At 68.5% G+C, this 14849-nt stretch carries 15 protein-coding genes, 1 tRNA gene and 2 pseudogenes; 8 read left to right on the forward strand and 10 right to left on the reverse strand.

Features of this window, described 5'->3' with window-relative positions:
- Positions 1-177: 177 nt before the first annotated feature.
- Positions 178-405: pseudogene (locus ACFV57_RS39085) on the reverse strand (transposase); the annotation flags it as partial.
- A gap of 93 nt (positions 406-498) precedes the next feature.
- A complete protein-coding gene (locus ACFV57_RS39090; protein WP_385242850.1) occupies positions 499-2070 on the reverse strand; it encodes an MFS transporter in 1572 nt (523 codons plus the stop codon).
- 267 nt (positions 2071-2337) lie between these two features.
- Here ACFV57_RS39090 and ACFV57_RS39095 point away from each other — a divergent pair.
- Positions 2338-2408, forward strand: a tRNA-Cys gene (locus ACFV57_RS39095).
- A gap of 8 nt (positions 2409-2416) precedes the next feature.
- Here ACFV57_RS39095 and ACFV57_RS39100 read toward each other — a convergent pair.
- Positions 2417-3361 carry a LysR family transcriptional regulator gene (locus ACFV57_RS39100; protein ID WP_385242853.1) on the reverse strand — a complete coding sequence of 315 codons (945 nt, stop codon included), beginning with the start codon at positions 3359-3361 and terminating at the stop codon, positions 2417-2419.
- Positions 3358-4278, reverse strand: a complete 921-nt coding sequence (locus tag ACFV57_RS39105) for a LysR family transcriptional regulator (protein ID WP_385242856.1) — start codon at positions 4276-4278, stop codon at positions 3358-3360. The genes ACFV57_RS39100 and ACFV57_RS39105 overlap by 4 nt, the downstream gene beginning before the upstream one ends.
- Before the next feature lie 265 nt (positions 4279-4543).
- Here ACFV57_RS39105 and ACFV57_RS39110 point away from each other — a divergent pair, with 265 nt between their 5' ends.
- From ACFV57_RS39110 to ACFV57_RS39130, 5 genes are all read left to right on the forward strand, one after another.
- Complete coding sequence (locus ACFV57_RS39110) at positions 4544-5284, forward strand: tRNA-dependent cyclodipeptide synthase (protein WP_385242858.1); 741 nt, start codon at positions 4544-4546, stop codon at positions 5282-5284.
- The gene (locus ACFV57_RS39115) at positions 5271-6656 is read left to right on the forward strand and encodes a purine-cytosine permease family protein (RefSeq protein WP_385242861.1); all 1386 of its coding nucleotides are present in this window, start codon (positions 5271-5273) and stop codon (positions 6654-6656) included. The genes ACFV57_RS39110 and ACFV57_RS39115 overlap by 14 nt, the downstream gene beginning before the upstream one ends.
- Before the next feature lie 31 nt (positions 6657-6687).
- Positions 6688-7029 (forward strand): rhodanese-like domain-containing protein, encoded by a 342-nt coding sequence (locus ACFV57_RS39120; protein ID WP_385242864.1) that lies wholly within the window; start codon positions 6688-6690, stop codon positions 7027-7029.
- 97 nt (positions 7030-7126) lie between these two features.
- Positions 7127-7576: a thioredoxin family protein gene (locus tag ACFV57_RS39125; RefSeq protein ID WP_385242867.1), complete on the forward strand. Its 450-nt coding sequence runs from the start codon at positions 7127-7129 to the stop codon at positions 7574-7576.
- 158 nt (positions 7577-7734) lie between these two features.
- Positions 7735-9045 carry a S8 family peptidase gene (locus tag ACFV57_RS39130; RefSeq protein ID WP_385242870.1) on the forward strand — a complete coding sequence of 437 codons (1311 nt, stop codon included), beginning with the start codon at positions 7735-7737 and terminating at the stop codon, positions 9043-9045.
- A 182-nt stretch (positions 9046-9227) separates the two neighbouring features.
- Here the strand turns inward: ACFV57_RS39130 and ACFV57_RS39135 are convergent, their stop codons facing one another.
- Genes ACFV57_RS39135 through ACFV57_RS39145 form a run of 3 tightly spaced genes read right to left on the reverse strand, consistent with a single transcriptional unit; the run spans position 9228 to position 10298 of the window.
- A complete protein-coding gene (locus ACFV57_RS39135; protein ID WP_385242873.1) occupies positions 9228-9419 on the reverse strand; it encodes a hypothetical protein in 192 nt (63 codons plus the stop codon).
- A 52-nt stretch (positions 9420-9471) separates the two neighbouring features.
- Positions 9472-9993 (reverse strand): reverse transcriptase domain-containing protein, encoded by a 522-nt coding sequence (locus ACFV57_RS39140; protein WP_385242875.1) that lies wholly within the window; start codon positions 9991-9993, stop codon positions 9472-9474.
- A complete protein-coding gene (locus ACFV57_RS39145) occupies positions 9990-10298 on the reverse strand; it encodes a hypothetical protein (protein WP_385242878.1) in 309 nt (102 codons plus the stop codon). Before ACFV57_RS39145 ends, ACFV57_RS39140 begins: the two co-directional genes overlap by 4 nt.
- A gap of 126 nt (positions 10299-10424) precedes the next feature.
- Between ACFV57_RS39145 and ACFV57_RS39150 the strand changes: the two genes are divergently transcribed.
- On the forward strand, positions 10425-10715 hold the full coding sequence (locus ACFV57_RS39150; protein WP_385242881.1) for a hypothetical protein: 291 nt from the start codon (positions 10425-10427) through the stop codon (positions 10713-10715).
- A 657-nt stretch (positions 10716-11372) separates the two neighbouring features.
- Positions 11373-11753 (forward strand): annotated as a pseudogene (locus ACFV57_RS39155) (transposase); the annotation flags it as partial.
- Positions 11754-12128: 375 nt separating this feature from the next.
- On the opposite strand, the gene ACFV57_RS39160 reads toward ACFV57_RS39155, so the two are convergent.
- The 3 genes from ACFV57_RS39160 to ACFV57_RS39170 all read right to left on the reverse strand — a co-directional run bounded on the left by ACFV57_RS39160 (position 12129) and on the right by ACFV57_RS39170 (position 14739).
- The gene (locus ACFV57_RS39160) at positions 12129-13061 is read right to left on the reverse strand and encodes an MBL fold metallo-hydrolase (RefSeq protein ID WP_385242883.1); all 933 of its coding nucleotides are present in this window, start codon (positions 13059-13061) and stop codon (positions 12129-12131) included.
- Entirely contained in the window at positions 13058-13744 is a 687-nt protein-coding gene (locus ACFV57_RS39165; RefSeq protein ID WP_385242886.1) for a fumarylacetoacetate hydrolase family protein, read from the reverse strand. Before ACFV57_RS39165 ends, ACFV57_RS39160 begins: the two co-directional genes overlap by 4 nt.
- Positions 13745-14085: 341 nt before the next feature.
- Positions 14086-14739: a TetR/AcrR family transcriptional regulator gene (locus ACFV57_RS39170; protein ID WP_385242889.1), complete on the reverse strand. Its 654-nt coding sequence runs from the start codon at positions 14737-14739 to the stop codon at positions 14086-14088.
- Positions 14740-14849: the final 110 nt, after the last annotated feature.

Here is a 14849-nt window from a genome sequence, read left to right on the forward strand (position 1 = left end):
CTTCAGTACCGCAGCGACGTGATCGACGGCTGCCTCACCGGCACCGGACTCACCCCCGCCCCACCATGACGACATCACGCATTCAAGGTCAGTAGGTGTGGGGAGGTCTTGTGGCTTTCCGCTGCTGGGAGCTGGGGAGCGGACGGTGGCAGGTGGTGCAGGTGCCGGTCCAGCACTTCAGCACGTCCTGAAGGAGGTCGAGGACGCGGTAGAGCGTGAGGCCGGTATGGGCGCTTTTGGGAAGAGGCGCTGCTCGGTGAGGAAGGCATGGGCGGCGGTGACGAGGGTGACGTGGTGGTGCCAGCCTGGCCAGGAGCGGCCCTCGAAGTGGTCGAGTCCCAGGCCGTGTTTGAGTTCGCGGTAGTCGTGCTCGATGCGCCAGCGCAGCTTTGCCCAGCGCACCAGTCAGCGGGGCCTGGCGTCCTGCCTGCCAAGCAGGCAGGCATTCCCTCATGACCTGAACCGAATGGGCTGGGACCGTGGCCGGCGCTCATCTGGTCAGAGCCGCGGCTCCGCCTCGGACCGCTCCAGCGACGGCGTGTGTTCCGTCCGCTGCGCGCGTGCCGGACGCAACCCCACGGTGATGATGAGCAGGGCTGCCAGAGCGACCGCGAGCAGGAGCCACATGGCGGCCTGATTGCCGCTGGTGAACACGGCGTTGTTGATTTCCGTGGCCTGTTGCGCGCCGAGGCCGGTGTGCTCCTGGAGGAGGGCGGAGCCGGTCTGTGGGTTCTCCACTGCCTGAGCCGTCCAGGCTCCGCCGGGGAAACCGAGCCGGTCGAGCCGGCCGGACAGGGCGGCCTGTGCCGCGAGGCGGTAGACCTCCATGCCGGCGGCCAGGCCTAACGCGCCTCCCAGGTTATGGCAGGTCCACGAGGCCCCGACAGCGGTGCCGGCCAAGTGGCCGGGCACCGCGGACAGGGCGGCGACCGTGGCGGGGCCGAGGACGAGGGCCCAGCCGATGCCCATCAGAACGAAGGCCGCGATGAGGGCTGGTGTTCCCGTGTCTGCGGTAAGCCGGGTCTGGGCCAGGGCGGACAGGGCGAAGGCCAGGAAGCCGAGGCAGAGCAGACGCCGGGGGCCCCACCGGTCGACGAACCGGCCGACCAGGGGGGAGAGGACGGCGACGGCGGCCGTGCAGGGGAGCAGGAGCAGGCCGGTGGTGCGCGCTTCGTAGCCGCACACCGTATACAGGTACAAGGGCATCAAAAAGAGGGCGACGCAGTAGAAGAAGGCCAGCGCGAAGTCCGCGGTGACAGCGCCGAGAAAGGCGCGCTGGGCGAACAACCGGAAGCGGATCAACGGGTTCTGCGCCCTCAACTCGACCTGTACGAATGCGAATAGACCGACGACGCCGTAGAAGAGGAGGGCGATGATGCCGATGGTGCCCCAGCCTCGGGTGTGCCCCAGCGTCAGCCCGAGAACGAGAGAAGGGACGGAGGAGACCAGCAGGGCCAGCCCGGGCCAGTCCATACCGCCCGTCATCTTCTCGCCGTACGACTCGGGCACCGTGAGCAGGCATATGGCCAGTGCCACCACGACGAGCGGAACGTTGAGCCAGAAGATCCATTGCCAGCCCGACGAGCCGATGAGGAGGCCGCCGAGTACGGGGCCGGCCGCGAGCCCGAGTCCGTTGACTCCGTAGAGACTTCCGATGGCCCGGCCCCGTTCGTGCGGGGGGAAGATGGCGGAGACCAGGGCTCCGGTGGCGGTGTAGAGAATGGCGCAGGCCGCTCCTTGACAGAAGCGGAAAGCGATTAGCCACGGCGCGCTGGTCGCGCTCCCCGCGCACAGGGAGGCCAGGGCGAAGACGACGGCCCCGAGGTAGAGGACCCTGCGCCGTCCGTGGCTGTCGGCGAAGCGGCCGGTGGCGACCATGCCGGTGGACAGGGCCACGACGAAGACGTTGACGATCAGCTGGAGTTCGGTGACCGACGCGCCGAGGTCGTCCTGAATGGCGGGCGCCGCGGTGCTCACGATGGTCAGGTCGATGCATCCCAGAAAACTCAGAACGCCCAGACCCGTGAAAGCCCACCACTTCCGTACCGGACCGGACCTGTGCTCGATCACGCTGTCACCGATTTCCTCTAGGCGTGGTTTCCCGGGGTATTCAAACCCTACGTGGCGGTTTTGTCGACGGGTATGCCGAAAAGGCACACGCTGTTGATCAGAAGGCAGAGTGAAGTGCCGCGAATTTCTCCGGAGGGAATCGGTGGCGGCTATTCTTGCGGTGGCTCGAAGGTGCTACGGTTCTGGTCAACGCCGAGAAAGCGGGCCGGTTCGGACGGTTTTTGTTCCGGGCGGCTTTCCGGAGGATGCGGGGCACTTTTCCGTGTCGGTGGAGTGGCCGAGAGGCGAGGCGACGGCCTGCAAAGCCGTTTACACAGGTTCGAATCCTGTCTCCACCTCTGTTCCCTCACGCCTGTCCGGTGTGCCGGTAGGTCTCGCGGACCAGGTCCGCGAGACCGGGCGCCCAGTCGGCGGCCGGTCCGTCCGCCTCCCAGACCAGCAGCAGCCGGTGGCGCGTGCGGTCATCGGTGAGCGGGGTGTAGACCATGCCGGCTTTCGGCGCGGGCAGCGGATAGGCGGGCAGCGCTCCGGGCAGAGCGCAGGCCAGCGCGGCGGCCTCGGCCTCGTCGGACGCCCAGCGCAGCCAGACGCGGATGCCGGCGTGCCGGACGGCGGCGGTGAAGTGCCGGCGCAGATCGGCGTACCGCCGGCCGCCGACGAGCAGGCAGGTCTCTCCGTCGAGGTCGTCGAGGAGGAGCGCTGATTTACCCGTGAGGCGGTGTCCGGCGACGGTGCCGACGAGGAGGGTCTCCTCGGCGAGCACGGCGGAGCCGAACAGGGCGGGCAGGGGGGCGTCCAGCGTGACGCAGTGCCGTATCACGGCCAGGTCGAGGCCGTGGGTGCGGAACAGGTCCGGCAGGGCGGTGCCGTGGCCCTCGGTCTGCGCCTCTTCCCGGAGCGTGTCCAGGATGGTTCGCGGCTCGATGGTGGTCGTCGGCAGATGGGCGCGGACCAGGCTGGTGATCAGGGGGAGGGCCGGAGTGGGGACCGCGCCGATGCGCAGGTGTTCGGCCGCGGGGCCGGGGACGCCTTCGCGGCCGCAGGCGCTCAGCAGGCGGTCGACCTTGGGCAGCAGGTCGTCGGCCCAGCGCAGCAGGAGCCGGCCGGCCGCGGTGAGGCGGGCGCCCTGGTGGTCGCGGTGCAGTACGACGAGCTCGGTGACCCGTTCGAGGTGCTGTATCCGGCGGGTGACGCCGGCCTGGTTGACCCCGAGGCTGCGCGCCGCCCCGGCCAGGCTCCCGCTGTCGGCTACGGCACGCAGCACCCGTAGGTCCTGAATTTCTATGTTCATGACAATTCGGGATTCGTCGTCTGTCCGCGGTAGGCCGCGGACAGGAGCGTGACCAACTGCGGCACCTTCGCCGCGATCCAGCTCTCCATGCGGTAGGTCACCAGATGGGTCACCCGCATGGTCAGGTCGTCCACGGCGCGCCGCACCACGCCCGGTACGAGGGGCCGGTACGCCTGTGTCAGGGCCACGCAGCCCTGGTACCGGATCACCGGACCGCGGGGTCCGGACACCGTGACGTCGTGGGTGATGCGCGGCCGGAACCCGTAGGAGGCGCAGAGCCGGCGGAGCTTGTCGTCGCAGGCGTCCGGCCCGGTGCAGGAGATCCAGTCCTCGTCCGCGAGGTCCGCCATGGTCAGGCGTTCCGCGGTGGCCAGTGCCGTACCGGCCGCCAGCGCGAGCATCACCGGGGACTCGGCCCACACGACGTGCCCGATCGATCCGTCGCGGGTGGGCACCGGGCCTTCGTTCGAGGAGTGGTCGCGCAGCGCGATGTCGATCTCGCCCGCCCGCAGCAGGTCCATCAGCTCGCGGCTGGAGCCGGAGGTCGTGATCTGGACGTTCCCCTCGCACGACAGCTGCCGCAGGCAGCCCAGGATGGGTTCGCAGAGCCCGCTGTGGGCCCAGCCGACCCTGAGCGTTCCGCGTCTGAGTTTGCGGTAGTCGTGCACCTGCTCCGTCAGGTTGTCGAAGGTGCGGAGTATGGACTCGGCGTGGTCCAGTACGGCACTCCCCAAAGGGGAAGGACGCGTGCCGTGCCGATCTCGTTCGAACAGTGTTCCGCCGAACAGTTCTTCAAGTCTGCGTATCTGCCGGCTCAGGGCGGGCTGCGGCAATCCGAGTGCGGTGGCGGCCCTGTTCAGGCTTCCGGCTTCGGAAATCATGCAAAGTTGACGTAAGTGGCGAAGTTGCAGATCCATAAGCCGAAAGTTAAGCCGCTTGCCGATGTATTCGCCAGGGCCTCAGCTCAACGTGTTCGTTTCTCCGGAATTGTTCATCCCTGTTGATCACCGTCCGCTTTCCGGTGGCCACTCTCCGCTAGTCGGGCGGGGGTTTGCGCAATTGGCATTACCCAACGGCAGTACTCAGCCACCGGTCGCGCCGTCACTATTCCAGTCGTCGCTTCACGGGCCGGCCGGACCGGCCGTGCGAGGGGGGCTCGTCCGCACCACTGTGAGGATCAAGATGTTTGTGATTGAACCACTGACCGAGCGATGTCGTGGCTACCTGCCGACGGCTACTCACGTGTGCATCGGAGTCAGCCCGTTCAACAGCTATTTCACCACCCCGCGCCTGCGGCGACTGGCCGACTGGGCCCTGACGCGCTTCGAGAGCGTCCACTTCTTCGTGCCGGACATGGCGGCTGCGCACACCCTGCGGGCCCTGGGGTACGACCTGGACCGCGCCCGCCACAAGGCCCGCCGGCAGGGACAGTACGTGCACAACAAGATCGTTACGGCGCTGCGCGCACTGGGCGTGGAGAACCCCGCCGGCCTGGTCTGGGGCATGGACCGGCTGCACCACACGCCCCGCTACCTGACCCTGTTCGACGAGGTCCACCAGCGCTACGAGGCGGACGAGTCCTTCGGCAAGGCGTGTCTCGACGCCTCGCACTGGGTGCTGGAGCACAAGCTGCCGCCGGGCACCACCGCGACCGAGGAGCAACTGCGCGAAGCGGTGCGCTACTTCCTCGCCGAGCTGCCGCTCTTCATCGACGCCGGGGGCATCGCCGGACACCGCGTCTCCTTCTTCGTCTACCACCAGCGGGTCGCGTTCCTGGAGCGCTTCTTCAGCCGGGAACTGAGCGTGCGGCCGACGAGCGGACAGGGCTTCCTGATCGTCCGCGAACCGGCGCGGGACCGGGCCGATGAGCAGCTGCGGACCGAAGCCGTACCGGTACAGGAGGCGGCCCGTGGCCTCGGCTGAGAAGACGAGCAGCGGCGAACTGCCGCCGCGGACCCGGCACGAGGACGACCGGTCCGCGGGGAGCGAGGCGCAGGACGACTACTCGCTCACCCCGGTCCCCGAGGAGGCCCGCCGCTCCTGGTTCAGCGTGGCCGTGCAGCGCTTCGGCCAGGTCTCCTCCTTCCAGCAGTTCATGGTGGGTGCCGTCCTGGGCTACGGCATGACCTTCACCGACGCGTTGATCGCCATCACCGTCGGCTCGGTGATGCTGGAGATCGTCACGATCCTCCTGGGCATCGCCGGGGTGCGCGAGGGCGTGTCCACCTCGGTGCTCGCCCGCTGGTCGGGTTTCGGCCGCAAGGGCTCCGCCGCCGTCGGCGTGCTGGTGGCGTTCAGCCTCGCCGGCTGGTTCGGCGTGCAGAACGGCGTCTTCGCGCACGGCATGCACAACCTTGCCGGATGGGCGCCGGCGTGGGTCTGGGCCGTGCTCGGCGGCGCGGCGGTCACCGCCATCTCGGTCTTCGGCTTCAGCATCATGGCGTGGACGGCGTACCTGGCCGTGCCCGCCTTCCTCGTCCTGGCCGGCTGGTCCGTGTGGGAGACCCTGGTCGGCCACTCGCTGGACGAGCTGCTGACCGGCGCCCCGCCCGGCCCCGTGATGTCCCTGGCCGAAGGCACGACGCTGGTCGCCGGCGCCTTCATCCTCGGCGCCCTGATGACCCCGGACATGACACGCTTCAACCGCCGCCCCTCCGACGTCGTCAAGCAGACGCTGCTGGGTGTGACGCTGGGCGAGTACGTCATCGGCCTGACCGCGGTGATGCTCGGGCACGCCGCCCGCACCGCGGACATCGTGGGCATCATCACCACCTCCTCCGGCCTGCTGGGCACGCTGATCCTGGCGACGGCGATCCTGAAGATCAACGACTGGAACCTGTACTCGTCCGCCCTGGCCACGGTCAACAGCGTGGACGTGCTCTTCGGCCGCCGCATCGGCCGCCGGGGCGTGACCCTGGCCATCGGCGTCGCGGGCACCGTCCTGTCCGCCCTGGGCGTGGTCGACGACTTCACCGGCTTCCTGACGGCCATCGGCATGCTCGCCCCTCCCGTCGCCGGAATCATCATCGCCGAGTACTACGTCGTCCGGCGCCACCGCGCCCGCCTCGACCAGGCCCGGCGTACCGGCGTCCTGCCCGACCACGGCCCCGACTGGCAGCCGCTGTCCCTGATCTGCTGGGCCGTCGGAACGCTGGTCGGCACGTACCTGGAAGTCGGCATCCCCGCCATCAACGCCGTCGTGGCCGCCTTCGCCCTGTACGCGGTGGCCGGCCGCGCGCTGTACGCCCGGCGCGACACCCCCGCGCGGGGCAATCCCCTCGACCGAACCGTATGAACGAGAGCCGGAGGCCGTTGTGCTCCCCCTGGTGACGCGAGACGAACTGAAAGCGGAAATGGACGCCGGGAAGGTCGTCGTGGTCGACACCATGCCCACGGCCTACTACGAGCAGGAGCACCTGCCCGACGCGGTGAACATCCCGGGCTTCCCCTACGACGATGCGGCGCGCTTCACCGACGAGCTCGCGCCCACCGTCCTGCCGGACCGTACCGCTCCCATAGTCGTGTACTGCGCGAACGTGCCGTGCCGCAACAGTGAGATCGTCGGCAGCCGGCTGGTGTCGCTCGGCTACACCAACGTGCGCAAGTACCGCGAAGGAATCGAGGACTGGGTCGCCCACGGCCTGCCGACGCAGACCGTCACGGGCTGAGGGGAGCCGGGACTCCGCTCCCTCCCACGCGTACGTGCATCCCTCCACGTCCCCCTCGGGACACATCCATCGCATTTTCCACGAAAGGGAACCCACCATGTATCGCAAGCTGGCTGTCGCCACCGCGGCGGTGGCAACGCTCCTCAGCGGCACGGCCACCGCGGCCATCGCCGCCCCGGCGGCGCCCGTGACCAAGGCGGCCGCCCCGGCCGCCGCCGAGATCCCCAGCGTCGTCGACGTGACCTCCGCGAACTACAACCAGGTCATGGAGTGGTCGAAGACCAAGCCCGTCGTCCTCGACTTCACCGCCTCGTGGTGCTACTGGTGCCAGAAGCAGAAGCCGTACCTGCAGCAGTACAACACTCAGGACAAGGGCGCCTGGGTGTGGGCGAAGGTCGACGTCGACCAGAACCCCAGCATCTCCCGGCAGTACAGCGTGCGGGGCATCCCCGCGCTGCTCAACATCCGCAACGGCAAGGAGGCCGGCAGCCGCATGGTGGGCTTCGACGGCCCGACCTCGCTGCGTAACTGGCTGAACCGGCTGTAACGCCGCTGGTGCCGCCGCCACTTCGGTGCGCGGCGGCATTGCCACGACCGGAGGCGCCGCCGCTTGCCCGCCGGCGCCCCGGCGCTCTCTTCACAGAATGCGAAAGATTCCCCATGCAGAAGTCCCCTCTGTTGAAATCCCCCGCGAAGGAGGTCTCCATGAAGGAGGCCCTCAAGAAGAAGTCCTGGGCTGTCACGGCGGCAGCCGTCGCGGTCGCCGTGACCGTGCCCGCGCTGTTCGCCGGCCAGGCGTCGTCCGCCGTACCGGGAGAGCGGACCGCCGCCGTCTCCGCCGCCACCGGCGTGTACATCGTCGAGGTGAACGGCACCGAGGCGACCGAGAAGGCGGTCACCGAGCGGGCCAAGGAGCTGATCGCCGCTCACGGCGGCGAGCTGCGCAGGGTGTACTTCGCCGCCTCCCAGGCGTTCTCGGTGACGCTGACCAACGAGCAGCTGGACACCTACTACACCGACACCCGCGTCGACTCGATCACCGGCGACCGGACCTACCGGGTCGCCGGACACGTTGCCGAGCGGTGGCGGTCCGACGGGGCGCCCGCCGCGCACCGGCTCGCCGGCGGGGGCACCCAGCTGAACGCGCCGTGGGGGCTGGACCGCGTGGACCAGCGCGATCTCCCGCTGAACGGCCGCTACGGCTTCTCCGGAACCGGGGCCGGCGTGACCACCTACATCGTCGACACCGGCGTCCGGGTGGGCCATCAGGAGTTCACGGGTGGCCGGGCGCACGGCGCGTACGACGCCATCCGGCAGAGCCCCGGCGGCGCCACCGACTGCAACGGCCACGGGACCGCCTCGGCGGCCATCGCCGCGGGACTGTGGAGCGGCGCCGCCAAGGGCGCGACTGTGCAGTCGGTCCGCGCGTTCGGCTGCGACGGCACCGGGACGCTGGAGCACATCATGTCCGCGGTCGACTGGATCACCGCCCACGCCGAGGGCCCCTCCGTCGTCAACCTGGGCTTCTCCGGTGAGCCCGGCTCGGTACTCGACCTGCAGCTCTACCAGATGACGCACCAGGGCATCGCCTACACCGCCGCGGCCGGGAACGGGGACGCGTCGGGCGCGGGCGTCGAGTCCTGCGAGACCACCCCCGCCCGCCAGACCACCGCCATCACCGTCGCCGCCACCGACCGCGAGGACAAGCGCCCCGCCTGGTCCAACTACGGTTACTGCGTGCACCTGTTCGCTCCCGGCAGCGACATCACCACCGCCGGCCACCGCAGCAACACCTCCTACGTGAAGCTCACCGGCACCTCGGCCGCCACCGCCGAGACCACCGGCGCCGCCGCGATGTACCTCGCCGCCCACCCCAAGGCGACGCCGGTCGAACTGGACAAGGCGCTCATCGCGGCCTCGACCGCCGGCCACGTGAAGGACGCCGGTCAGGACTCCCAGAACCGGCTGCTGTACACGGGCCCGGCCGACGGCAAGCGCGGAGCGGACCGGCGGTGAGCGACTGACTCCGGGACCGCCACATGGCGCGCGGCGGCACCGACCCACGTGACCGGGCCGGCCCGCGGCGGCGGCCGGTCCGGTCAACGCCGGGCCGCTGCGGAAGCCCGTGGCGTAGGTGGGGGGAGGGATGCCTGGCCCACCGCGCCGTGGCCTGCGGCCGGCGGGCGCGGTCCCGGTGATCACCGTCGCCACGTGCCACCGTCGGCCCGACCCGTAGCGGACGGGGTGCCCGCGCCGAGGGCCGCGTCGGCTGCCCGCAGGTGGCGTGCGACCGGGCCGGAGGGGACCAGGCCGCTGCCGGCGCCGGCCGACTCGACGTCGGGGGCGGCGAGTTCGTTACGGGCGCGGCGCAGGACCGGCTCGTGGCCCACGGCCGCCGCCGTACGGCCCAGTACGCACGAAAGAGCCTTCTGGAGCAGGTCGTTACTGCGGTTGTTCGGGTGTTGTCGTAAGGGACAGCCCTGTAGTGGCGAGGCAACTGTCGATGACGTCGCTGCGGTACTGGAGCTGGCGCAGGCCGCGACGGCGACGCCTGGCCCTCTCCGGCTGACTGGAAGCGGGCCCGCCAGGTCCTTGGGCGATGTGCTCGTCCAGGACCGTCAGGGCCACGTTGCTCAGCAGCGGCGAGAGGATCGAACCCTGCGGGGTTCCGGCGCGGGTTTCCCGCAGCAGACGGTCCTCACCGAGGATGCCTGCCTTGAGAAACGCCTTCACCAGTGCCAGGACGCGCTTGTCCCCGACTCGCTCCCGCACCCGGTCCACCAGGGCCGGATGCGAGATCTCATCGAAGCAGGCCGTGGTGTCGCCCTCCACGACCCACTCGTAGGAGCGGGACGCGAAATAGCGCCCCTCGGCCACCGCGTCATGCGCGCGACGGTTCGGGCGGAGCCCGTAGGAACACGGGTGGAAATCCGCCTCGAAGATCGGCTCCAGCACCAGCTTCATGCAACCTGGACCACCAGGTCGGCTAGGGTCGCGATGCCCAGACGGCGCAGCTTGCCACCTGCCTTGGGGATCATCCGCTCCCGCACCGGCAGCGGGCGGAACCTACGGTCCCTGATCTGCGACCGCAGCCCGTCGAGAAACGTCTCGACGCCCTGCCAGGCCTCGATGGAACGGGCCGTGCGCCCCGTCCACCCCGGCCGTGCGGGCTCCCTTGTCGCCCCGCACCCGGTCCCACGCGACCAGAAGGAACGCGGGATCGGCGACGAGGTTGAACAGATCATCGAATCTGCGATGAGGATCATCACGGGCCCAACAGTGCAGCTTCGTCTGGATCTTCAGTACCCTGCGCTCCGCTGCGAGCAGAACGGAGTCAAGCTCGTCGGTGTTCACCGGCGACAGCCTCCTGGCCTTCCAGTACGTCAACTGCTGACTTGCTGGTCGCCTTCGCCATGTACGCGCCTTTCGCGCGCTCGGACTGCTACGAGACCTCCGCCCCACCTGACGGCCATCAGTCGGCAACGGACCTGCCCGCCACCAGGCTGGCTGCCCGGCGGGAAGGGCGACCGCAGGCGGTTCCCACGTTCACCACGGAATCGATCAAGGAGGGAGGTGCCCGCCTCTGCCCCGACAGCTTCGCCATGCCTACGCCGCAGGCTTTCGGCATGGCCTCCCCACCGGGCCTGAAAACCGGCTTCGGAGTTGAACGCCACCCAGACGAGTGACGGTTCATGCGCTGCGACCCGGCCCGTATCCGTCAGATTGGAGCCGAGCGGGACACTTACGGGGCGTCGGACAGCGGTTCCTCTCGTACACCTTCTCCTCGCTGCTCGCCGAACCCGGGCCGTCTGACAGTGCCGACCCGTCCCGTCGTTGTCAGCGCTGCTTCCCGTCGCCACCTGCGCTCCCAGGCGGCGACTGCCCTCAGCTTCACCAGGCGGCTGCGACCACCCGGCGGCGGAGTCCTTGCACCTCCGCTCGATTCCGTAGCGCCTCGTGGCGCACTTCAGGTTGTCCCAGATGACGGTGATCAGGCCGCCCAACTGCTGGTGGGCTGCGATGAGCAGGTCGCGGTGATCGCTCCAGGTGAAGCTGCGGCGCCTGGCCCCCTTGACGTCGCCGTGCCGCTTGGGTCTGAAGATCAGGCGGGAGCGTCGGCCGGGGTGGTAGCAGGCCGAAGCGGCGATCGAAAAAGCGGCGCTGGGAACGCTCGAAGCTGGTGACAGCGGCGCGCGACGGCGAGCCGTTCGACGAGCACACGGGCTTGCCGGCGTCCGAGCTGCGCGCCGTCAAGCAGCGCACGACGTGGTACGACCTTGCGCACGAATATCTCGACCAGCGATGGGAGCGCACGCTGGGAAACACCGTCGCACGCTGGCCGACACCATCAGGTCGTCATCGACGCCGACCCCCGACTGGTCGTCGCCGTCGGCCGGCCACTGCCCGGCAACCGCAACGACTGCAAGGCGTGGGAGCTCTCCGGCGCCAAGGCCGCCGCCGGCAACACGACAGTGATCGCGGACGGCGGCTACCGCGGCACCGGGCTGCTGATCCCGCATCGCCGCGAACGCGGCCAGGCCGAACTGCCGGCCTGGAAAGAGGAACACAACGCCTCCCACCGAAAAGCCCGCGCCCGGGTCGAGCATGTCTTCGCCCGCATGAAAACCTGGAAGATCCTCCGTGACTGCCGCCTCAAGGGCGACGGCGTCCACCACGCCATGCTCGGCATCGCCCGCCTGCACAACCTCACCCTCGCCGGATGACAATCAAACGGCCAGGTCAACCGCCATGCCGTAGATCATTTACGGGACAACGCTTAGGGTTGAGAGAACCCTCCTGCACACAGCAGGTGCCGGACCGATTCGACCCGGCACTGCTCATTCCCGCTGAGGTGCTCCACCCTCGAAGCAGGCGTCTCCGCTTGGTCGTCTGCTCCAGGCACCACTGGAGCAGACGACCAAGTCTCTCTCGGGCCGCCGGTGTTGTCATCTCCGGGAGGAGGAAGGAAGCGGTCTCCGATGGCAGTACGCCGAGCACGGCGCCGCGCACCCGGTTCCAAGCGAACCGCGCGATGAGTGTCGACGTTGCGCTGTGCAGCGCGATTACACGGCCGAAGCCGGTGAGCCCTGATGTCTGGTTCAGGCGAGGCAGGTCAGTGGTTCGCCGTTGTTGTAGGTGACCATGTCGGCCAGCGCGCTGGAGATGTCTACCGGCCCGCCTTGGGAAGAGCCTGCGAGGTCGGCGTAGGCGCGGTGGAGGTTGCCGACGATCCGTTCGGCGTCGGGCCAGTCGGCGAACCGGCCGAGGTCGGTGTCCCGTGCGGCCTGTAGCGGGGTGACTCCGGCGGCGCGGCCGCGTTCAGCCAGGTCGAGCACGAATTGCAGGTAGTCCAAGTTCGCCGCCACCGGTCCGTCGTCGTGGAAGACGGGGCCATGGCCGGGCACCACGGTGGTGGCGGTGAGTGGGCGGACCACATTCTGCAACACGTGGATGGCGCCGGTGACTGAGCCCATGAGAACGAACGGCGTGCCGCCGTTGAAGACGAGGTCCCCGCAGAACAGGGTCGAGGATTCCGGAAACCAGATCAGAGAGTCGTTCGTGGTGTGCGCCGGCGAGCCCACGTGCATGACGTCCGCGCGCTGATCGCCGACCCAGAGGCCGACACGGTCGGTGAAGGTCAGAAACGGCGGGTCCAGTGGCAGATTGCCCCAGTCCGGGTTGTCCCACCACGGCAGTTCCTGCGCTGGACCGAACGCTATCGCCTCCGCACGGGCCTGCTCGTGGGCCACGATCGTCGCGCCGGGGAAAAGTACGTTGCCGAAGGTGTGATCGCCGTGGTGGTGCGTGTTCACCACGGTGCGTACAGGCGCGTTCGTCACCGATCCGATGGCATCGATGAACGCGCGGGTGCGGTGTTCTGTAGAACAGGAGTCGATCGCGATGACGCCTTGTGGGCCGACGGCGAAGCCGGTGTTGTTGATCCACCAGGTGCCGTCGGGCTGTATGTAGGCATGAATGCCGTCGGCGACTTCCTGCAGACGGGGCCGGGCAGGGCTGTTCACCTCGGTCACGGGGTGTCCTTTCGCAGCGGGACGACGGGGACGGGCGGTTCGATGTGCGCTTCGATCGTGCCGAGTCCGGTGGCTTCGAGCCGCACCTCGTCTCCGGGCCGGAGCCAGGGGTAGGTGTCGGTTCCGTGGGTGCGGGAGAGTTCGAGGATGCAGCCGGTGCCGACGGTGCCGGAGCCGATCAAGTCTCCGGGTAGGACCTCTGTGCCACGGGAGGCGTACGCGAGCATTTCGCCGAAACTCCAGTACAGCGCGTCGAGGTGGCCCGAGCTGTATGGCTGCCCGTTGACCGAGGCAGTCATGACCGCCGCGGTGGGAAGTTCGTCGGGAGTGAGCATCCAGGGCCCGCAGCTGTGCGCGCTGTCCTTCCCCTTGGCGGGTCCGAGGTTGAGTCGCATCTCCTGGCTTTGCAGGTCGCGGGCGCTCCAGTCGCAGAACAGCAGATAGCCCGCGATGTGCTCGGTGGCCGTGGCTGGGTCAAGGTCGGCACCGGCGCGACCGATGACCGCGGCGACCTCGAGTTCGTAGTCGAATGCGGTGCTGCCGGGCGGGATCTGGACGGAGTCGTAGGCGCCCCGCAGAGCTGCCGGGTTGGTGAAGTAGAAGACGGGCTGGCGGTACCAGAGCGGGTCGACCTCGGCTCCGATCGTGGCAAAGGAGGTGACGACGTGCTCTTCGAAAGCCATGAAGTCGCGGATAGAGGGCGGTCGCGGGACCGGGGGAAGGAAAGTGACCGTGCTCGGATCAACCAGCGGCCGCCCGCGGGCTGCGTCGTAGGCGGCAGGAAGGCGTTCGGCGCGGATCAAGTCGAGCAGGTTCGCCTCAGTAGAGACTGGGTGCAAGCCGTTGTCGTCCCAGACTCCAACCCCTTCGACGCCGTCGACATCGCGATAGGTTGACCAACGCATACGGTTTCCCTTCTCACTGATGAATGACGAAACAGGAAAAATTCCCCTGGTTCTTCGTCAGTGCTCCGACCGCCGATCCGCCAGTCTCACCGTCCACAGCCAGCGGACCAATGGGGAGGTCAGCCGTAACGGAGTGCGGCGGTAATGAAGGAACGCAGGGAAGCGTTCTTGTCCCCCGTGGACGGTGCGTTGGCAAGATTTCTGATTCGGGTATCGAAAGCACTCTGTGTCAGCGCTCCGACCGAGAACAGGTAGGCCCACTCGTGGAACCCTTCGGGTTTCTCTGAAAGAACCCGACGCAGCGCGGCAATGAACTCCCTGGCCATAGGATCGAACAGCGACGAAATGACCTGCCGCTGCTGACTGGAGGGGTCGGCGGCTTCCCGCAGCACCAGGCGGGCGAACCACAGGTCATCGGGGTCGTCGTGCAGTGCCAGAACCGGCTCGATGAAGGCAGCAACGATCTCTTCAAGCGCGTCCGGCCGGTCAAGGTCTACTGCCTGGATACGGGCGCGTCGTTGTTCGTTGATGTTTTGGCGGTGGACGAAAATCTGGTAGTAGAGCTGTTCCTTGCTCTTGAAGTGATACATCAGCAGGGAAACGCTGACGCCGGCAGCTTCGGCAAGCTGACGCATGGTCGCACCGTGGTAGCCCTCGACTGCGAAGACTTTCTCCGCAGCCCGCAGGAGTGTCCGCACTCGTACCGAGGGCTGCCCCGTCTGTTCGCCGGCGGTACCGGACGCCTGCGTGATCGTTCGTCGTGCTGCCGCCATGTGCCACTCCTCTGCTGATGTTCACCACTCGACAAGCATCCTGAACGTACGTACAGTCAGTGTCAAGGCCGGGCGGGCCACGCAGCTGTCGTCCGGCCGGATGCTTCGTC

Source organism: Streptomyces sp. NPDC059788 (assembly GCF_042732265.1).
Taxonomy (GTDB): Bacteria; Actinomycetota; Actinomycetes; order Streptomycetales; family Streptomycetaceae; genus Streptomyces.